General features: G+C 41.9%; 16 protein-coding genes and 2 pseudogenes. 11 read left to right on the top strand and 7 right to left on the bottom strand.

Features of this window, described 5'->3' with window-relative positions:
* A pseudogene (locus tag V7K85_RS35155) lies at window positions 1–321 on the top strand (dihydroxy-acid dehydratase domain-containing protein); the annotation flags it as partial.
* 500 nt (window positions 322–821) lie between these two features.
* Here the strand turns inward: V7K85_RS35155 and V7K85_RS35150 are convergent.
* Window positions 822–1,973 carry a DUF1822 family protein gene (locus tag V7K85_RS35150; protein ID WP_334821130.1) on the bottom strand — a complete coding sequence of 384 codons (1,152 nt, stop codon included), beginning with the start codon at window positions 1,971–1,973 and terminating at the stop codon, window positions 822–824.
* A gap of 77 nt (window positions 1,974–2,050) precedes the next feature.
* On the bottom strand, window positions 2,051–3,241 hold the full coding sequence (locus tag V7K85_RS35145; RefSeq protein ID WP_334821128.1) for a sigma-70 family RNA polymerase sigma factor: 1,191 nt from the start codon (window positions 3,239–3,241) through the stop codon (window positions 2,051–2,053).
* Between the two features lie 1,040 nt (window positions 3,242–4,281).
* On the opposite strand from V7K85_RS35145, the gene V7K85_RS35140 reads away from it, so the two are divergent.
* Together V7K85_RS35140 and V7K85_RS36780 are read left to right on the top strand one after the other, a co-directional pair.
* Window positions 4,282–4,644, top strand: a complete 363-nt coding sequence (locus tag V7K85_RS35140; RefSeq protein WP_334821126.1) for a hypothetical protein — start codon at window positions 4,282–4,284, stop codon at window positions 4,642–4,644.
* Window positions 4,645–4,768: 124 nt separating this feature from the next.
* A pseudogene (locus V7K85_RS36780) lies at window positions 4,769–4,903 on the top strand (cysteine peptidase family C39 domain-containing protein); the annotation flags it as partial.
* Between the two features lie 135 nt (window positions 4,904–5,038).
* On the opposite strand, the gene V7K85_RS35130 reads toward V7K85_RS36780, so the two are convergent.
* The 3 genes from V7K85_RS35130 to V7K85_RS36770 form a co-directional block, all read right to left on the bottom strand.
* Window positions 5,039–5,182, bottom strand: coding sequence for a hypothetical protein (locus V7K85_RS35130; RefSeq protein WP_334821122.1), 144 nt, complete (start codon window positions 5,180–5,182; stop codon window positions 5,039–5,041).
* A 303-nt stretch (window positions 5,183–5,485) separates the two neighbouring features.
* Complete coding sequence (locus tag V7K85_RS36775) at window positions 5,486–5,788, bottom strand: hypothetical protein (protein WP_442940649.1); 303 nt, start codon at window positions 5,786–5,788, stop codon at window positions 5,486–5,488.
* 119 nt (window positions 5,789–5,907) lie between these two features.
* On the bottom strand, window positions 5,908–6,072 hold the full coding sequence (locus V7K85_RS36770; RefSeq protein WP_442940648.1) for a hypothetical protein: 165 nt from the start codon (window positions 6,070–6,072) through the stop codon (window positions 5,908–5,910).
* A 313-nt stretch (window positions 6,073–6,385) separates the two neighbouring features.
* On the opposite strand from V7K85_RS36770, the gene V7K85_RS35120 reads away from it, so the two are divergent.
* The 8 genes from V7K85_RS35120 (at window position 6,386) to V7K85_RS35085 (ending at window position 16,238) form a co-directional block, all read left to right on the top strand.
* Complete coding sequence (locus V7K85_RS35120; protein ID WP_334821119.1) at window positions 6,386–6,712, top strand: beta/gamma crystallin-related protein; 327 nt, start codon at window positions 6,386–6,388, stop codon at window positions 6,710–6,712.
* A 399-nt stretch (window positions 6,713–7,111) separates the two neighbouring features.
* Window positions 7,112–7,669: a hypothetical protein gene (locus tag V7K85_RS35115; RefSeq protein ID WP_334821117.1), complete on the top strand. Its 558-nt coding sequence runs from the start codon at window positions 7,112–7,114 to the stop codon at window positions 7,667–7,669.
* Between the two features lie 224 nt (window positions 7,670–7,893).
* Window positions 7,894–10,113 (top strand): peptidase domain-containing ABC transporter, encoded by a 2,220-nt coding sequence (locus tag V7K85_RS35110; protein WP_334821115.1) that lies wholly within the window; start codon window positions 7,894–7,896, stop codon window positions 10,111–10,113.
* Window positions 10,114–10,184: 71 nt separating this feature from the next.
* Window positions 10,185–11,687 (top strand): HlyD family efflux transporter periplasmic adaptor subunit, encoded by a 1,503-nt coding sequence (locus V7K85_RS35105; RefSeq protein ID WP_334821113.1) that lies wholly within the window; start codon window positions 10,185–10,187, stop codon window positions 11,685–11,687.
* A gap of 199 nt (window positions 11,688–11,886) precedes the next feature.
* Entirely contained in the window at window positions 11,887–13,155 is a 1,269-nt protein-coding gene (locus tag V7K85_RS35100; RefSeq protein ID WP_334821111.1) for a filamentous hemagglutinin N-terminal domain-containing protein, read from the top strand.
* A gap of 39 nt (window positions 13,156–13,194) precedes the next feature.
* Window positions 13,195–13,389: a hypothetical protein gene (locus V7K85_RS35095; protein WP_334821110.1), complete on the top strand. Its 195-nt coding sequence runs from the start codon at window positions 13,195–13,197 to the stop codon at window positions 13,387–13,389.
* 33 nt (window positions 13,390–13,422) lie between these two features.
* On the top strand, window positions 13,423–16,086 hold the full coding sequence (locus V7K85_RS35090; protein WP_442940647.1) for a CHAT domain-containing protein: 2,664 nt from the start codon (window positions 13,423–13,425) through the stop codon (window positions 16,084–16,086).
* On the top strand, window positions 16,083–16,238 hold the full coding sequence (locus tag V7K85_RS35085) for a hypothetical protein (protein WP_334821108.1): 156 nt from the start codon (window positions 16,083–16,085) through the stop codon (window positions 16,236–16,238). The genes V7K85_RS35090 and V7K85_RS35085 overlap by 4 nt, the downstream gene beginning before the upstream one ends.
* Before the next feature lie 38 nt (window positions 16,239–16,276).
* Here V7K85_RS35085 and V7K85_RS35080 read toward each other — a convergent pair whose 3' ends face one another.
* Entirely contained in the window at window positions 16,277–17,620 is a 1,344-nt protein-coding gene (locus V7K85_RS35080; protein WP_334821106.1) for a cytochrome P450, read from the bottom strand.
* Between the two features lie 559 nt (window positions 17,621–18,179).
* Window positions 18,180–19,073 carry a type I restriction endonuclease gene (locus V7K85_RS35075; protein ID WP_334821104.1) on the bottom strand — a complete coding sequence of 298 codons (894 nt, stop codon included), beginning with the start codon at window positions 19,071–19,073 and terminating at the stop codon, window positions 18,180–18,182.
* Between the last annotated feature and the right edge of the window lie 219 nt (window positions 19,074–19,292).

Raw genomic sequence — 19,292 nt, 5'->3', positions numbered from 1 at the left:
GGTGCTGGTTTGGGTGATGCTGTGGGATTAATTACCGACGGACGCTTTTCTGGCGGCACTTACGGCATGGTGGTTGGTCACGTTGCACCAGAAGCCGCAGTTGGTGGTGCGATCGCTCTTGTAGAAGAAGGCGATAGTATTACCATTGATGCACCTGCACGCCTTTTGCAGTTGAACATATCTGAGCAGGAATTAGCTCGTCGCCGTGCAAACTGGCAACCTCCTTCACCCCGTTACACTAAAGGCGTGTTGGCAAAATATGCCTTTTTGGTATCTTCTAGCAGTGTCGGTGCAGTAACGGATTTGGATTTGTCCTTATAACTCAATACAGTTCAGTTAAGCATTTCTTCCTTCTCTTCCTTTGCGTTCTTCTCTACGAGACGCTACGCGAATGCGTCCTTTGCGGTAGCCTGCGGCAAGCCGCTTTGCGTCTACGTAAAAAAAATGACTTTGACAAAGAGTTAAGCCTTAACCCAAGCGTATTACCTTATAACTAGTTATTAAGGCAATAGCCATTTAAGTTTCACTTTGAAAGTTTTGAGGAGTCAGAAGCCAGAATAAATATGGTGAAAGAATACATATCTCATAGATGATTTAAATCAGGAGATGAGCTAAAAACTTATTACAGCTCTTTTCAGTTAAATAGACCACGCTCTACGGGCACAGCAATGCTGTACCCCTACGACAGATGTGGTTCAAATACATGAAAACTGCTGTAAATAGGCTGTTAAACTAGGGAGAGTTAATAATTAAATAGGGAAGAAAAATTAAAAATAAAGGTAACGCTGCTATTGTAAACTCAATGTGTAACAGCTTAAGATTTAAAACCACAAAATCTCTCGGTCATAGTCTTCAGGCGCGGGTTCTATTTCCCAAACCAATCCTTCTCCTAGTTCCAAAATTACTTCCAAATACAACATATCTACAGAAGTTGTTGCCGTATCTTCATTATTCTCAAAAGGTTGTAAGTCTTCCGTCAGTAGTCGGAGCTTAAACCCATCAGGAATTTGACCACCAGGAGTTGTACTTCGCAATTCAAAGCGCCAAACATGATTCTTAGAAGCAGCTTTTGGTAAAATACGTAACTCATATGTATCTTGTGCAACTATTATTTGCCGAGATAAGCCTAGAACTGGTTCTGCACTCCGCATTCCCGTAGGCACCACAACGAATTCTCTTTTTTCCCATCCCCACTGTTGAACTAAATTGGCTACTCCTGTCTGCAAGCATTGCGGAATTGACCACTGCATGAGTAAACCCTGACGCAGTTGAGACAATTTTTTTCGCCAACCGCTATGTGCCAGGAGTGCGCCCCACAGTGAAAATGGAACTGCCAAACGCGGGAATTTCACATCGGGATGACCCAACCTTTCTAAGAGGTTTTCTGCCTGGGTTTTGGCAATAGGAGCTAAAGGTGCAATCTCGGCGCGTAAAGCTTCTGGATGATTAAGTTGGCGTGTAACCCACAGCACATTAATATCTGGAATTAAATCTTCACTTTCCAAGCTATAAGTACGGTCTCCAGCATCATAAACCCCTCTTGTTTTCAGAATTTGATGGGTTGTGTAGCCAAAAATTTTCATCCAGCCATCATCGGGATTAACCTGTACTGCTACGTAGTAGTCAGCAACCCACTCTGGAATATCTACCCATTCCTGCGGTACGCGCAACTCATCCCCATCCATAGCGAGGGTGGGAATTAATACAAGGCGATCGCTATCGAAAGTAATCGCTGTGCCATTGACTACTTCCCAAAAACTCGGCAATGCCGCACTGTTGGGATAAAGCCTAGCGGTGGGGGCGATTTCCTCTTTGAACCAAGGCAAAAAAGCTTGTAAGCAAATTTGATTTATCCACCCACGTTGACAAGCACCAGCTGTTGAGTATGGTTGTTCTTGCATCTCTGGAGATTGAGGAATTTCCAAATATAATTGCTGTGAGTCAATAGTGAATAGGGGAGGTGCGTTAAACATAATTTTAGAATGGCTCCATATAAAGACCATATAAAGAGTTAAGGGAGACGGGGGAGAGAAAATTCTCTCTAGTCTACTCATTGCATCTGGGTATGGCTATATTGAACTTTGAGCCATTCCTCTAAGCTTGTGTTTATGCCATCTATTACGTCGGATGTAGGAGAAATATGCAAGGTGTTTTGACTCCACTGCGTTAAAGTCAACAGCAATGACTTTTTAATGCTGCTAAGGCGACGGGAAACAGTATATTGCTTCATTTCTAACTGTGCAGCAATTTCTGTTTGAGTCAGCTTCTGACCGTAGTAAAATTGCAATAGTTGTTGTGACTCAGCATCCAAAGCAGCGATCGCTTGATGCAAAACTTGGTTTAACTGAGCTTGCTGATTTCGTGTATTCGCAGCTTCTTCATGCTCAATGATTTCCGTTAGTAAAGATGTTGGCAAATCCGCAGGCAATATGTCTAATAAATTACCATCATCTTCTTCTTTGAGGGGAGCGTCTGCGGAAACAACCTTAGGATAAAGGAAAGTACGGGCAGCTTTAGCACAAGATGATAGCCAGGTTTCTATGGTTTGCTGGTTGAGTACGGGAGTGGGTGAACTCAATCGGCTTAAACGTTCTGCATTATAAAGATTAGTAATAGCCTCCCAAATCGCAGCATCTGGTTTGGTAAGCTGGCGAATTTTTGTGTTGTCACCTGTGTAGAGTTCCTTAAAGCATTCCCAGGCTAAAATATAACTCTCAATGCTTTGAGCGTTAAATCCGGCATTTTGTAATGACTGCACCAATCGTTTACGGCTGAGTTTGTGCAATAAAGCCCAGTCTGAGCAAATGTCTGCTTCCCGACGTAAGCGCATTAAATCCTTGAGCATCCATTCAAAAGCTAATTCTGCATAGCCTTTTAAATGCGAACTACATTCAGGATTGAAAGTTTTGAGGATTTTGGCAACATGAGCGATCGCCATCTGAAAACAGTCTGCTATAGATGATTGTGTGGGAAAATTTAGGGCGAATTTTCTTGCAGTCCAATAGCACACCTCTTGCAAGTAAGCACAAAGATGTGCCAGTGCCACAGCACTAGATTCGGTCTGCCAAATTCTATACCAGTAAAGTGCCCAAAAGGTATCTGATTTCTCAGTTGATGACCCTTCCAGGCAAACTTTCATACTGCGTCGCAGTTTGGCATCTGTTGCCCAACCACTAAATTGGTCTAGATCAAATTGCACAAACGTAGAAAAGATTTCAACAATGCCCTGTCGGGGTTGCATGGAATACTTGCCGCTGTTAAACAAGAGTTGATTTCAATTATACAGCCATATAGCCAAAAGCTAATTCCTTGCTGTGTAAGGATTTTACAGATATTAAAAAAAAATTCTGAGCTAAGTGCATAAAAACTAAAAGTCATTGTAAAGAGTGATATGCAGAGAGATTCATTTAGTTAAGTATCACAAAAGAAATGCTTTCTTTGGTGACTTGCTGAATCATTGGATGATCTTGTCAAATATAGAACAAAATTTCGATGGTTACAGCCGCAAATTGTAACGCCTTAAAACTTACCTAATTCTCTCTGGATGACCTAATTAAAAAACTAATTATTGAATTGTATGCTGACGTTCAAAATGACTACAAACAATTCAAAAAATACGATTTGGCCAATGGAAAAGTATATGAGTTTCAAGAAGACCAAAGTGTTAATCCATATGGTATCGAGCTCTATGTCGTAGGCTAATGTGCAATTATCAAGTTGATTTACTGATTTGAATTTCTGAGATTAGATTATTCTGTCTCGGTTCAGAGCAAAGAGCCAACTACTCAAAAATCTAACCTAAAAAGCTGAACACAGTATAAGGTCGGGGCACTTACCCCGATTTTTTATGCATAAGTGAAGTGGTTGCAATCTTTTTCCAAAAAGCTTCTGATTTAAATGCATAAAAACTAAAAATAATCATCAAGAGGTATATGTAAATGTTTTACGCATAGTTATTACTAAATATTGATAAAAATACTGAGCAAAAACTTGTAATTTTTTCTGTTTATTGTCCATTTAATCAATTTTTGAATAGTAATTTTTTCCTTGAAATTGAAACTTAATTCTAGAGTCATTGAGCCAAATTTGACTTTGAAGCTCGAAGTAATATGAATTTTGTATGAAGATGCGCCATCTATCATGAACGAACCGTAAAGAATGCAAAGAACACAAATAAGAAGTCAATAAAATTTAGCGTAGGATCACAAAGAAATGGTATAACAACTTTACCTGGAAAAAATATCTCCAGATTTAAGTTAATTAAAATCAAGGAGGAAAACAATGTCGAAGATCAACAATATCACTTCTACTTGTAACCATTCTGTTGTTGGTCAAGAACAACTGTTCATCGAATTAACTCCCGAAGAAGGAGCCGTGATTGAAGGTGGTGCCGACTACTCTATCGGCAATAACTCGGCTGGTCGCGTCGATTACACTCTTAACGGACAAATTCAATCTTTGAATCCTAACCAACAAGTTACATATACCTTGCCTCAGCAACCAGTTGTTGTCTACGACAGGATGATTGGATCTAACCCTAATCCAGTAATCCTAAGGCTAGCTGAAGGAAAAAATAACTTTGATCGTAATGGCGATAATTTAATCTTAACTACTGATAGTGGAGCTAATTCAGGTACTACCTAGCCTCTCAGTCCAGTGAAAGTAGTTATAGCTAAGTAATCAAAAGTCTGAACTTAGAAGCTAAACATCACTTATCGTCGGGGCAAAAGCCCCGACGATTCTTTCTCCTCTACCAGTCATCTTGAAAATGAAATACCAAATAGCCCTCCAACCGACTGAAGAAGACTGCAGTGCTGCGTGTCTAGCCACCATTGCCAAACACTACGGACGCACATTTGCCCTCAACCGCGTGCGGGAAGCCGTAGGCACTCTTTCCAATGGCCATTGGACTGCTTTCTTTAGCATCTCCCTTTATAATCAGGACTTACGCAACTGGCACAAAGAGCGGGCGAGGCTTCGCCCCGCCACACAATACTTTAAATCAGACCAAACACATACAAACGTTTGGACGTTTTAGTTACGGAATTGACCACTGCATGAGTAAACCGTGACGCAGTTCAGACAATTTTTTTCGCCAACCGCTATGTGCCAGGAGTGCGCCCCACAGTGAAAATGGAACTGCCAAACGCGGGAATTTCCAAATATAATTGCTGTGAGTCAATAGTGAATGGGGGAGGTGCGTCAAACATAATTTTAGAATGGCTCCATATAAAGAGTTAACAGAGACAAGAAAGAATTTTCTGGCGTTGTCTGCTCATTGCATCTGGGTATGGCTATATTGGACTTTGAGCCATTCCTCTAAGCTTGTGTTATATAGTATCTATTACGTCGGATTTAAGAGAAATATGCAAGGTGTTTTGACTCCACTGCATTAGAGTCAGTAGCAATAACTTTTTAATGCTAGCCAGCCGACAAGAAACAGTATATTGCTTAATTTCTAACTGTGCAGCAATTTCTGTTTGAGTCAGCTTCTGACCGTAGTAAAATTGCAATAGTTGTTACCTGTGTAGAGTTCTTTAAAGCATTCCCAGGCTAAAATATAACTCTCGATGCTTTGAGCGTTAAATCCTGCATTTTGTAATGACTGCACCAATCGTTTCCGGCTGAGTTTATGTAATGCCCAGTCTGAGCAAATGTCTACTTCCCGACGTAAGCGCATTAAATCCTTGATGATACTTTCAAAGCCAAGTTCAGCGTAGCCTTTCAAATTTGAACTGTATTGAGGATTGAATCTTTTTAAGATTTTCTGGACAGGAGCGATCGCCATCTGAAAACAGTCTGCTAGAGACGATTGTGTGGAAAAGTTGAGAGCGAATTTTTTTGCAGTCCAATAGCACACCTCTTGTAAGTTGCCACAGCACTAGATTCAGTCTGCCAAACTCCATATTAGTAAAGTGCCCAAAAGGTATCTGATTTCTCAGTTGACGATCCTTCCAGGCAAACTTTTATACTGCGTCGCAGCTTGGCATCTGTTGCCCAACCACTAAATTGGTCTACATCAAATTGCACAAAGGTAGAAAAGATTTCAACAATGCCCTGTCGGGGTTGCATGGAATATTTGCCGTTGTTTGAACCATACCTGCTCTAAATTATACAGCAATACAGCCAAAAGCTAATTCCTTGCTGCATAAGGATTTTACAGATTTTTAAAAAATTTTTCTGATCCAAGTGCATAAAAAATAAAAGTCGTCGTAAAGAATGGTATGCAGAGAAGTTCACGTAGTAAGTATCACAAAAAAGATGCAAGCAAGGTGAATTAAAATTTATCTAATTATCTCTGCATCGGGGATTTAATTAGTGTCTAGTTGGTGACTTTTCTAGGTCTAATCAATTAGCAATTAACAATTTACACAAGGATTAGCACATGAAAACTCTCGACATAAGTTCCCTTTATTCAGAGCTTACTTCTGAAGAAGCTGCTACCATTAAGGGCGCATTTGGTGACGTAGAACTCTTTCAAGACATCAATTATGGTGGTGAGAACTGGAGGACAACCTTGAGCTATGATTACGTAGGTGATCATTGGAATGATCAAGTTTCTTCGATTATTATCTCATCAGGAAAATGGGACTTCTATGCAGATAGCTATCACAGAGGTTTTCACCAAGTTTTAGGACCAGGAGCATATCCTTGGGTTGAAGACGCTGGAATAAGCAATGACACAATCTCATCTTTTTACCAGATAGCGTGACAAGAGATCGAAAGTACTTGGTCATGTTGAAAATCCATGCGCTACCCTATTGTGCGGCAGTGTCAATGGGGAAATAGCATGAGCTTACGTTAACCGTGTTGTAGAGTTCGGTTCCGCACCCGTTTAGCTGAACTCTACTACAGTTGCAGCTTGTCGAAGAACCCTATTTAGTGAGACAGTAAGATACCAATGCATCTCAATTTATGCCGAGAATCTTCAAAACGGTTGACTATGAAGCGACACTCAATCTGACTGCACTGATTTAATTGCCCAGGTTCTTCTGGGTTTTTGCTGTAGAAATTTACTTGAATAATTCAAAAGCCTGGAAATTGACAGCTTGAAAGCCTCAATTTTGAGTATTTATCAATATCGTTCACAACCGCAAGTATAGGAGAGCTAGTGAATCTTTACCAAAAATTAGCTATTGCAACCGTTAACGCAGCCCTAAGCTTTACCATACTCAAAGCTAACTCGGCTCTTGCTGCCAACGTCACCTATGACTTCACTGTAGATTTGACTAGCGGTTCATTGACAGGTCAGCAGTATTCAGGTTTTGTTAGCTATGATGACTCAACCTTAACGGGAATTGGGCTTGAGACATTGGGAGTCCGTAAAGGAATATCTATTTCTTTCAATTTTTTAGATGAAACTTACGACGAGACTAGCGACCTTGATTTTCCCAGTTATCCCCTGTTAGAGTTCCAAGACGGCTCCTTTTCGGGATTGACCTTTCTTGCACTAAATCAGTCTGGGTTTGGATTCCAATTTAGCACACAGCATCTAAGTGAATTGGGTGGAGACTTATTCCTATACGGTAAGGTACCCACCGTAGACGGAAGAGGAGTTACAAAGTACTCTTTACGCTCTGTCCCAGAGCCTAGCTTAACATTAAGCTTAGCGTTTATGGGTTTTGGCTTGCTCCTAAAGAAAAAACTAGCATCCAAAAAGAAAAAGTAGTATTCAAGCAAAGCACGTATTTTAGAAGTCATAGCAATCCTAAATGATTGCTGAGAAAGCTTCATACTCATATAGCTTGTGAAAATAAAATATTTGTTGGTCTGTCACAAAGGTAAACAGTCTTTTGACAATAGTAAAAGACTTATGGTGCTGTAGGGTAGGCCAACTGATGTAAAAACCGCTTAATATCAGCAATCGTCCTTAATTTACTTCAAAGTCCTGTTATGAAATACCAAGTTATTCTGCAACATAGTGAAGAAGACTGTGGTGCAGCGTCCCTAGCCACCATTGCCAAACACTACGGACACACATTTACCCTCAACCGCGTTCGAGAAGCCGTAGGCACAGGTTCTAGAGGAACATCCTTGCTGGGATTGAAGCGAGGAGCAGAAGTACTAGGATTCAATGCCCGCCAAGTAAAAGCCACTACCCAACTAATCGACCAATTAGATCAAGCTCCTCTACCAGCAATTATCCACTGGAAAGGCTACCACTGGGTCGTATTATACGGACAAAAAGCCAAAAAATATGTCATAGCCGACCCTGGTGTTGGGATTCGTCATCTTACCCGTAAAGAGTTAATGGCGGGTTGGAATAATGGCGTCATGTTACTGCTGACTCCAGACGACAGTCGTTTTTATCAACAAGAATCAGATAAAATTGGCGGTTTGGGAAGATATCTGCAACGGGTTTGGCCTTATCGTTCTATTCTCGCTCAAGCGATCGCTATTAACATCGCCATTGGACTGCTTTCTTTAGCATCTCCCTTTATGATGCAACTACTCACCGATGATGTCTTAGTACGAGGAGATACCCAACTACTAACCACCGTCGCCATTGGCGTTATCGCCATGAACTTAATTAGAAGTGCCATTAGCTTAGTCCAGTCTCACCTGATCGGTCACTTTGGTCAAAGATTGCAATTAGGACTAATCCTAGAATACGGACGCAAACTCTTACATTTACCCCTCTCCTACTTTGAAGGACGACGCAGTGGGGAAGTTGTCAGCCGCATTGCTGATGTCAACGCCATCCATAACTTAGTTTCTCAAATCGTCCTCGGATTACCCAGTCAATTTTTTATCGCTGTAATTTCCTTGGGCTTTATGCTCTTTTACAGTTGGGAACTAACTCTAGCTTCCATAGTTGCATTTATTATTGTCACAGCTGTTAACTTGCTTTTCTTACCAGCAATGCGCCAGAAAACGCGCAAGATGATTGTTTCTGGTACGGAAAACCAAGGCTTTTTGGTGGAAACATTTCGCGGCGTTCAGGTATTAAAAACTACCCAAGCTACTCCCCAAGCTTGGGAAGAATACCAAGGGAATTATGGTCGCCTTGCCAACTTGAGCTGGAGTACGATGAAGTTGGGACTTTATAGCAGTACAGTGACTGGCGTTCTTTCCACTTTCATTAGTATTGGCATCCTTTGGATGGGTAGCTATTTAGTCATTAATCGCACCTTAACAATCGGTCAATTGATGGCATATAACGGCATGAGTGGCAATTTTCTGGGCTTCCTAACTGCGGCGATCGCCTTAGTAGATCAGTTTATCACTGCCCAGATAGTCATTCAACGCCTGACAGAAGTTATTGATGCTACCCCTGAAGACGAAAATGATTTTAAAAAGCCTTGGGCACAAATTCCTGGTAATGTAGATATTACCTGCACTGAACTTAACTTCCATCATGCAGGTAGAGTTGACCTACTACAAGATTTTTCTTTAACTATTCCTGGCGGTAAAGTCATTGCTTTAATTGGGAAATCTGGCTGTGGTAAAAGTACCCTTGCTAAAGTCATGACTGGCTTATATGAACTTCAGTCTGGCAATATTCGTTATGGTTTCTATAATCAGCAAGACCTGTCTTTAGAATGTCTGCGACAACAAGTGGTATTAGTACCACAAGAACCCCACTTCTGGAGTCGTTCTATTATTGATAACTTTCACTTTAGCTATCCTCACATCAGTTTTGAAGAAATTGTGAGAGCTTGTCAAATTGCTGGTGCAGATGAATTTATCAGCAAACTACCCGATAAATATCAAACTGTCTTAGGAGAATTTGGTGCAAATCTTTCGGGTGGACAACGCCAAAGATTAGCGATAGCCAGAGCAATAGTTACTGAGCCACCTGTCTTAATTTTAGATGAATCCACAGGCGCACTCGACCCAGTAAGCGAAAGACAAGTACTAGATAGACTTTTATCCCATCGTCATGATAAAACTACCATTCTGATTAGTCACCGTCCCAAAGTCATACAGCGGGCAGATTGGATTGTACTTTTAGAACAAGGACGTTTAAAAATCCAAGGTACACCAGAAGAATTGCAGAAATTACCCGGTGAACATTTAGACTTTCTAGATAATATTGTCCCCTCTCAGGATGTGTTGACGCTGACAGCTTCCCCGGCTCATCGTAACGGCAAGACTGCTGCCATTAATTAAGATAGCAATCCTAAATCAGTTGTAAAAATCTCTGTTTTATCTGTGTCTCTGCGGTTTATTTATATGACATCATGGTTAGCAACACAAATTTTTTACCCCCAATTCAAACAAACGAATTTCTCCCACCAATTAGTCGTTGGACAAGTTTTGGCGGAATGTTTATTCTCTGCGTTTTAGGACTAGCTGTTCCAGTCGTTGCTGTTGCTAAGTATAAGGTTACAGTCCAAGGACAGGCGGTTGTGCGTCCGGCGGGTGAATTGCGAATTGTGGAAGCGGCGACAGAAGGTCAGGTAATGCACATTTATGTCAAGGAAAATCAAGTTGTCAAAAAAGGAGATGCGATCGCAACTATCGACGACTCCCGTCTGCAAACCAAAAAGAGCCAATTGCAAACTAGTATTCAACAATCTAAGTTACAACTAGTGCAAATCAATGCCCAGATTAATGCCCTCAACAGCCAGATTAGAGCCGAAACTGACCGCATTAACCGGATTATTACTGGCGCCCAAGCCGAATTGAGGGGTCGTCGTCGGGAATATCAAGATAAAAATATTACTACTGTTTCTGAACTCCAAGAAGCTGATGTCAACGTCAAAATTGCTGAGAAAGAATTGCACGCTGGGGAAGCACAGTTAAAAACAGCACAAGCAAATCTCCATGCGGCTGAAGCTGCCTTGGGTGTAGCCCAGTCAAAACAGAACCGATATGAGAGTGTAGCCGCCCAAGGGGCGCTATCTAAGGATCAATTGGAAGAAGCACAATTAGCTGCCAAACAGCAAGAGCAAGCGGTAAAGGCGCAACAAGCAGCAGTGGAAGCGCAACAACAAACAATTGAACGGTTACAACAAGCAGTATCTGCTGTCATTGCTAGAAGACAACGCGCTCAAGTTGCCGTAAATCCAAGTAATACAGAAGTAACTGTTGCTACCGAGCGGATCGCTCAAGAAAAAGCCGCAGGGGAAAGCAGCAAGGCGACTTCAGAAAAGGAACGTCAAGACCTAGTTAAGCAACGGATTGAAATTGAAAAGCAGTTAGAGCGTGATACTAGCGAACTCAAACAAGCTCAAATAGATTTAGCTCAAACCACGATCGCAGCTACCGCCGATGGTATTATATCTCAACTTAATTTGCGAAACCCAGGTCAAACTGTGCGGGCTGGCGAGGAACTGGTGCAAATTGTCCCCACTAATGCGCCTCAGGTTTTGAAAGCAGCAGTGGCATCTGAAAATCAAAGTAAGTTAAAAATTGGTCAAAAAGTCCAAATGCGGGTGAGCGCTTGTCCTTACCCAGATTATGGTACTCTCAATGGGAAAGTAGAGGCGATTTCTCCAGATGCGATCGCTCCTCAAAATAATCAAACAAATGCATCAATGCCTAATCCGACTAGTCCAAAAGCTGCTGCGCCTGGTGCTTTCTATGAAGTGACTATTGAACCGGAAACTCTGGTTTTAGGTAAAGGGAAAAACCAGTGTCACATTCAATTGGGCATGGAGGGTAGGGTTGATATTATTTCCCGTGAAGAAACGGTGCTGCAATTCTTTCTCCGTAAGGCGAGATTGATGAGTAATTTGTAACTTTTTATTTTGGTATATCTTGCCTACTTTTAAGTTTTAAAAATTTTACTTTCATCTAGTAAAAAGATCTGATGAAATTAATTGTAGAAAAATTTATCAGAACGGCTAGCTGAAAACTCTTAAAAATGTGGCTTGAAGTCATGGCATGATTGATTGCATATTCACAGGTATAAAATGAGCAAGTGAGGCTGGTTATGACATGGCAATCTATGGAGATAGAAATTGGCACTCAGATTTATTAGGAATTTTCAGTATTATTGGAGTGCTTGCTCATGTCATATTTTGTTGTGAAAATCACGCTTTAGCCCAGATTACCCCTGATGGAACATTAGGCGATAACTCTTCAACGAGAACCCCCAATGTCAATATTAAAGGACTGACGGCTGACCGGATTGATGGTGGAGTAACTCGCGGTGCAAACCTGTTCCATAGTTTTCGTGAATTCAATATCAAAGAATGCCAGCGTGTTTATTTTGCTAATCCCCCGGGAATCTCCAATATTCTCACACGAGTGACGGGAAGTAATATCTCCAATATTCTCGGCACTTTAGGGGTGGATGGTGGTGCAAATTTGTTTTTGATCAATCCCAATGGGATTTTATTTGGGAACAATGCACGCCTGGATGTGGCGGGTTCGTTTGTGGCGAGTACAGCGAATTCTTTTGTGTTTAGCAATGGGTTGGAATTTAGTGCAACTAATCCTCAGACTCCTTCCCCATTACTAACAGTTAATCCTTCGGCGTTGTTGTTCAATCAACTTCAGGCTGGCAGAATTGAAAATAGGTCAATTGCACCAGCAGGAACAGACCCAACAGGCTTTTTTGCATTTGGTTCGCGAGTACCAGATGGTAAAAGTTTACTGCTGGTCGGTGGTAATGTCAGCATGGATGGGGGAAAATTAAATGCTTTTGGTGGGCAAGTTGAGTTAGGAGGGTTGGCGGAACCTGGTACTGTTGCGCTGAGTGTAGATGGCGATAATCTCAGCTTGAGATTTCCTGAGAATGTTGCGCGAACTTCGGTATCCCTTACTAACCAAGCAGGTATATATGTAACTGGGGCTGGTGGCGGTAACATTGCAGTCAATGCCTCTAATCTAGAGATTTTAGGAAGAAGTGTTTTAGGCGGTGGTATTGGGCAAGGTTTGGGGACATCTGAAACTGTTGCGGGAGATATTACGCTGAATGCTACCGGGTCAATCAAAGTTTCATCTGAAAGCTTAGTTAGTAATTTTGTCGGCTTTGGGTCAGGCAATGGGGGTAACATTACTATCGATTCTGGTTCCTTCTCTCTAAGTGATGGCGCTCAACTTACTGCCTCAAATTATGGACAAGGAAATGCGGGGAATGTGAATGTGAATGTTACTGGTGCTGTTAATATTGCTGGGGATTTTAGTGGGATTCACAACTTTGTGTCAAACATTACTATCAATTCTGGTTCTTTCTCATTACGCGATCGCGCTCAACTTTAAGCCTCAACTGCTGGACAAGTGAATGCGGGGAATGTGACAGTGCACGCACAAGATGCTGTTTCTCTTGCAGATAATGCTTTCATCTTGAGCAGGGTGGAAAGAGGGGGTGTAGGTAAAGGTGGCAATATTGTGGAGGCTCAAGGATGGATCGTTAGTGGTAAGGGTGATATTATGCTTGTGGCTCAATCTGGGCAAAGTTCTTCTATTCCCTCTGTTATGTCCTGTAGTCAATGATTTGTTACCCCAAGAGTTGGGCGAGGAATTCCGATGAAACCCAAGAGTCATAAAAACAATCAGTGGCAACGGATATGTAACGGATGTAACATATGGTTCATTCGTTCCTTAAAAAGACATGACTTGCCTGTTTCAATTCTCTTGGTTCTAGTGACAGCTTTTTTGTGCGTTATTGCTTTTCCTGTTGCTGCAACTATAGAGACACAACATATCGCAACTCTTGGAGTCTCAATCCAAAATCCTTCTGCACAAACACAAGACTTGCTGCAACAGGGTAAAGTACTGTATGAGGCAGGACAGTTTGCAGAAGCGGTTAAAGTTTTACAACAAGCAGTTAAAAGTTTTGGCAGCCAAGGCAATGAATTGCAGCAGGCTGTGGCATTAAGTAATTTGGCGTTGGCATATCAAAAAATGGGTAATTTGCCACCAGCGCAACAGGCAATTACAGATAGCTTGAAGTTACTCGAAAAATCCTCTAATTCCCAAAATCTTCAGGTTTTGGCTCCAATTCTAGATATTCAAGGTAGTATTCAACTAGACTTGGGACAAGCTGAACAGGCACTTAACACCTGGCAACGTGCAGAAGTAAGCTATAAGCAATTAGGTGATCAAAATGGCATTACCCGCGATCGCATCAACCAAGCACAAGCATGGCAAGTTTTGGGATTTTACCGTCGGGGTTTGACAATCTTGACTCAATTGCAGCAGCAGTTACAACTACAACCTAACTCTATTACTAAAGCAGTAGAATTACGGTCTTTTGGTGATGCTCTGCAATTGGCGGGAGATTTGGATCAATCGCGTCGGGTATTACAGCAAAGTTTGGAAATTGCCCAAAAATTGGATTCTCCGCAGGATGTGAGCGCCGCTTTGTTCAGTTTAGGCAACACGTCACAAGTACAGCAAGACTTGCAAGAAGCGATAAAGTTTTATCAGCAAGCTGCTGCGATCGCTCCTAACCCGATTACCAAAGTCCAGGCTCAAATTAATCAGTTGAGCTTGCTAGTGAACACTGAACAAACAGTAGCCGCGCAGACACTATTGCCGCAAATCCAAACTCAACTCGCAGAACTACCTGCTTCTGTGACAACTATCTATGCCCGCATTCATCTAGCTGAAAGCTTGATGAAATTTGGGACTACACCCCAAGCGATCGCTCAAATCTGCGCGATCGCTTTGCAACAAGCTCAAGATTTGGCAGATAAGCGAGCCGAGAGCTTTGCCCTTGGCACTTTGGGCAGTGTATACGAGCAAACTAAACAATGGTCAATTGCCCAGAACCTCACCCAACAGGCACTGATTATAGCCCAAACAATCAACGCCCCAGATATCGCTTATCGTTGGTATTGGCAGTTGGGACGCTTGTTAAAACAGCAGGGAGAGATTGAAGGCGCTATTGCCACCTATGATACTGCGGTCAAAGAGTTGCAGACTCTCCGTAGTGACTTAGTTTTTGTGAATAGAGATGTCCAGTTTTCCTTTAAAGAAAGTGTAGAACCTGTATATCGAGAGTCCGTAGAATTACTGTTGCAGTTTCAGCAAACTCATCCGAGCGAAGCAACCCTAGACAAAGCTAGACAGAGGATTGAAACACTGCAACTGGCGGAATTAGACAACTTTTTCCGGGAAGCTTGCATTAATGCCAAAACTGTTTTGCTTGACACACTGGTAGATAAAGATAATCCCACAGCCGCAATCATTTATCCAATTATTCTGCCTTCTGAACTCCAAGTGATTGTCAAAATTCCTCAACAACCACTGCGTAATTATACAGTAAACAAGTCCAAGAAGGAAGTAGAAGGGATTATCAGAGAACTTAGAGAGTATCTTTTAGAACCTGATAGGACTGAGGAAGTGCAGGCGCTGTCACAGGAAGTCTATGGGTGGTTAATCAAAGAAATTGAGTCAGATTTAAAAGAAAGTGGAGTCAAAACCCTTGTTTTTGTACTGGATGGAATATTGCAAAACGTGCCAATGGGTATATTGTATGACGGTGAGCAATATCTGGTAGAAAAATATGCTGTAGCACTCAGCTTGGGACTCCAGTTACTCGCACCCAAACCCTTGACACAAACAAAACTCAACGTCCTAGCTGCCGGGTTAGTACAACCACCACAAAACTTTCAACAGCAATTTCCACCGTTACCAGAAATTAAATCAGAATTCAACTCCATTTCCCAAGCGATCGCGTCTACCACCGAGTTACTAGATCGGGATTTCAACAGCAAAAACCTAGAGAATAAGGTAAACGCTGTGCCATTTAATGTGTTACATCTGGCAACCCACGGTCAATTTAGCTCCCGTGCTGAGAATACTTTTATACTTGCCGCTGATGGCCCGATCAACGTGATGCAATTTGATAGCCTGCTGCGACGTCGGGATGAAACTCGCTCACAAGCTTTGGAAATGCTGGTTTTGAGTGCTTGCGAAACTGCTGCTGGTGACAATCGCGCCACGCTAGGGCTAGCAGGAACATCCGTGAAAGCTGGTGCCCGTAGTACCTTGGCTTCACTGTGGCATATCAATGATAAATCTACTGCTATCTTAATTGGTGAATTTTATCGTGAGTTAGTTAAAACTAAGGTGACAAAGGCTGAAGCCTTGCGTCGTGCCCAAGTAAAGTTGTTAAAAGATTATCCCAATTACAGTCGTCCTGGCTACTGGGCACCTTATGTTTTAGTTGGTAACTGGCTTTGACGCATTTATCTAATATCGCTTTTATCCGCGCGAAAAATGGGAAGACTGAAGCGCTGGGCAGTCGTGCTTCTTTAAAGACTACTGCTACAGCATCTGGCGATCGCTTTGCTTGGACTTCAAACAGAGGACAATTGATTTGCGATCGCTGGTAGTTTAACTTTTGCCAAAACAGCCTAAAACAAGCGCGTGTTTATCGTTTTCCAATCATTACCATCCGGACTCCACCATTAGGAGCAAGGGTAAACCCACGTCGTTGCAGTTTAATAGATTTATTTTCCACCAAGGCAAGTTGATAATTGGATAAAACTGTTGCCAAGACTAATTTCATTTCTAACTGAGCAAGCGCATATCCCAAACATCGCCGGCTTCCACCACCAAAAGGAATGTATTCCCAAGGGGAATACTGCCGAACAAGAAAACGTTCCGGATTAAATTGTTGAGGATTAGGATACAAATCTTCCCGGTGATGCAGGAGGTAGATACTCGCCATTAAGGTTGTGTCAGGCTCAAGCTGATATCCGGCAATATTTATGGATGATTTGGTAATGCGGGGGAAAAGCACTGGAAGGACTGGATACATTCGCAGTGTTTCTTGACAAACTGCACTTAAGTAAGGAAGTTGGGCAATTTCCATCGGCTTAGGATTTTCTCCCAAACTGTTAAGTTCCTGCTGCAATTTTAAGAGTACATCTGAATTTTGATGAACTTGATAGAAAGCCCACGCTAATGTTGTTGCAGTAGTTTCATGTCCAGCAAATAAAATTGTGAGCAATTCATCTTTTAATTCATCGTCGGTCATTGCTTGCCCATTTTCATCCCGTGCTGCCATCATCAAGCTCAAAACATCACCCTGATTATGATTGTTCTTTGTCCTTTTCTCTTCAATTTCTGCTTGAAGTAGCTCATAAACATAGCGTTGTCTGCGTTTCATCCGCCCCCAAGGAGTCCATGTTCCCCAATCTTGTTGTAAAAACGGCAAAAATAGCATACTGGAGCGCAAGGGAGAATCAGTCATATCCAGCCAAGCTGTCAGTAGAGGTTTAAGTTTTTGATAACGTTCGCCTTCAGTTAAGCCAAAGACAATTTGTAAAATCACCTCTAGGCTTACTTTCTGCATGGCAGATCGAGCCACAAAAGGTTGACCAATTTGCCATTGGCTGGCGATTTGCTCAGTAATTAAGCAGATTTGCCCTGCATAAGCTTGTAGCTTTTCTCCATGAAAGGGGGGCATTAATAATTTTCGTTCTCGTCGATGGCGGGCACCATCTATTAACATTAGAGAATTTCGCCCAATCACAGGCTCTGCAATTTTATTCCCACGACCAACATCAAATTTAGAATCTTGACTGAAAATTTCTTGAATGGCTTGGGGATGGCTAAGAATTACATAAGAACCGAGTCCACCCAGCTGCATGGAAAAAATATCTCCATACTTTTGACTATATTTTTGCTGAAATCCAATCGGATCGGCAATCCATTTTAAAAGTTGCCACCACGAAGGACTGGTAATACAATTCGGTAATTGACTAAACATTATATTTCCCGATACCTTTTTGCTAACATTCATTAACAAATACACTAGCCATACCACTATCTTAGAGGTTGTTTGAAAAGTGTTTCGCTGTGACTTTAGGCACTTATAGATCCCCCCAACCCACGGCACTGCGCTCAGAGGGGTCTCCCCAAGTAGAGCAAGTGGCATGGATTTAGAGGGATCTAGAACGTTTTGCTCTTCGCTTAGAGGACTTTTCAAACATCCTCTTAGCATTTGTAAGTATATATGAGTAATTGTTAGCGTTTGATCAGCTATTCGCTAACCTTTCGGTTCGTAAAAATCAATAAATTGACAAGTACATTTAACACATATGTAATCCAAGTTTACTTCTCTGTTTACTATTCTTGCGAATGTAAGTTGATGCACATCTTGGACATTGCATAACGATGTCTATGATGGTCACTGAGCTTCATCGTACCCCTACGGGGAAGAAAGCTAGCAAGAGCGTCTCCAAGAGTTGTGTGGGCGTAGCTGCGGTACTAATTCATATTTATATTCTGCAATGCTGTTTTTCTACTATCACTGATAACCGCTATACCTACCAGCCTTGATGCGAAGGTTTTTTGTAGTCCTGTGTAGTACAAAAAGGTCGGCGAAGCAATTTTTTACTAATGCTGGTTCCGTTCTCCTCAAATACTATTAAGTGCAATACCTGCTCTAGGAAACGCCGTTTGTCAAAAATGCCTTGAATTAGCACCTCTAGTTCAGTTGCGCCCTTAGCAGGAAAGTCCTCACCATCAATCGTGCGCCAGGGTAAAAACTCATGCCAGTCCGAGGTTAATGTCCCAACTCGGGCCCGATTTTCATAAGTGATAACTAAGAATGTATTATATGAAAACAGCTTCGGTATTTGTTCAATGTAGGTTTGAATTCGCTGATAACCTTCTTTGAAAGTCGCCTGTTCATCATTTGGCTGAATTGAGACAATAACTGCCAAGGGTAAACCGTTGATAAAGACAACTACATCAGGACAGTGAGCATGACTCCCTTCAACTACAGTCAACGGATGAATAACTAGCCAATCATTCTTCAGTAGATTAAACGGATCAATGAGCCATACTTTGTCATGAACTATTTCTTCGTTATACAGGTATTCAACTTGCACACCATCGGTCAAAAACTTGTGAAAGCGGTGGTTATTTTCCAGCAAGTCGGAACTTTCTGTGCAGGTAACCTGATGGATAGCTGCGGCGATCGCCTGATCAGGTTTTTTCGGGTTAATATGAAGCAAAGCTTTATAAAGGCGCTGATACAAAACCACATCACTATAACTGCTGCGCCCTATCTGATGCTTACCCAAAGCAATATCTGGCTCTAATAAAACTGTGTAGCCAATGACCTCGAACCAAGTCAGCAAAGATGGTACGATGGCTTCTGTGCCATACGCCACACGTAGCTTGCTTAAGAGCAGGGGTACGCCCGCCGCAGGCATCGCAGATTGTGTGAAATCAAAACGCTGGCGAAGCTTTCTTGAAACACGACTCGTTTTAGCAGTTGTTTTTTTTAGCTGTGGTGGATTCATCAACAGTAGAAGACTTAATTTGAGTCAACGCAGAAGCTAGTGCCTAGTTACTGGCATCGGTTGGTATATTCACAGATGAAGTATACGGTTTGATAGTAACTATCAAAGCTGAAGTTGATCTGCAAGATT

It is taken from the genome of Nostoc sp., assembly GCF_036917615.1.
Classification (GTDB): Bacteria; Cyanobacteriota; Cyanobacteriia; order Cyanobacteriales; family Nostocaceae; genus Nostoc.
The sequence above is the reverse complement of the archived record's forward strand: the minus strand, read 5'-3'. Positions and strand labels throughout refer to the sequence as shown.

What these genes read in the sequence shown, in the direction of transcription:
- V7K85_RS35150 (WP_334821130.1), bottom strand. Translation starts at nt 1,973, where the DNA reads ATGTTTAACGCACCTCCCCTATTCACTATTGACTCACAGCAATTATAT.
- V7K85_RS35145 (WP_334821128.1), bottom strand. Translation starts at nt 3,241, where the DNA reads ATGCAACCCCGACAGGGCATTGTTGAAATCTTTTCTACGTTTGTGCAA.
- V7K85_RS35140 (WP_334821126.1), top strand. Translation starts at nt 4,282, where the DNA reads ATGTCGAAGATCAACAATATCACTTCTACTTGTAACCATTCTGTTGTT.
- V7K85_RS36775 (WP_442940649.1), bottom strand. Translation starts at nt 5,788, where the DNA reads ATGGCGATCGCTCCTGTCCAGAAAATCTTAAAAAGATTCAATCCTCAA.
- V7K85_RS36770 (WP_442940648.1), bottom strand. Translation starts at nt 6,072, where the DNA reads ATGCAACCCCGACAGGGCATTGTTGAAATCTTTTCTACCTTTGTGCAA.
- V7K85_RS35120 (WP_334821119.1), top strand. Translation starts at nt 6,386, where the DNA reads ATGAAAACTCTCGACATAAGTTCCCTTTATTCAGAGCTTACTTCTGAA.
- V7K85_RS35110 (WP_334821115.1), top strand. Translation starts at nt 7,894, where the DNA reads ATGAAATACCAAGTTATTCTGCAACATAGTGAAGAAGACTGTGGTGCA.
- V7K85_RS35105 (WP_334821113.1), top strand. Translation starts at nt 10,185, where the DNA reads ATGGTTAGCAACACAAATTTTTTACCCCCAATTCAAACAAACGAATTT.
- V7K85_RS35100 (WP_334821111.1), top strand. Translation starts at nt 11,887, where the DNA reads ATGGCAATCTATGGAGATAGAAATTGGCACTCAGATTTATTAGGAATT.
- V7K85_RS35090 (WP_442940647.1), top strand. Translation starts at nt 13,423, where the DNA reads ATGAAACCCAAGAGTCATAAAAACAATCAGTGGCAACGGATATGTAAC.
- V7K85_RS35080 (WP_334821106.1), bottom strand. Translation starts at nt 17,620, where the DNA reads ATGTTTAGTCAATTACCGAATTGTATTACCAGTCCTTCGTGGTGGCAA.
- V7K85_RS35075 (WP_334821104.1), bottom strand. Translation starts at nt 19,073, where the DNA reads ATGCCTGCGGCGGGCGTACCCCTGCTCTTAAGCAAGCTACGTGTGGCG.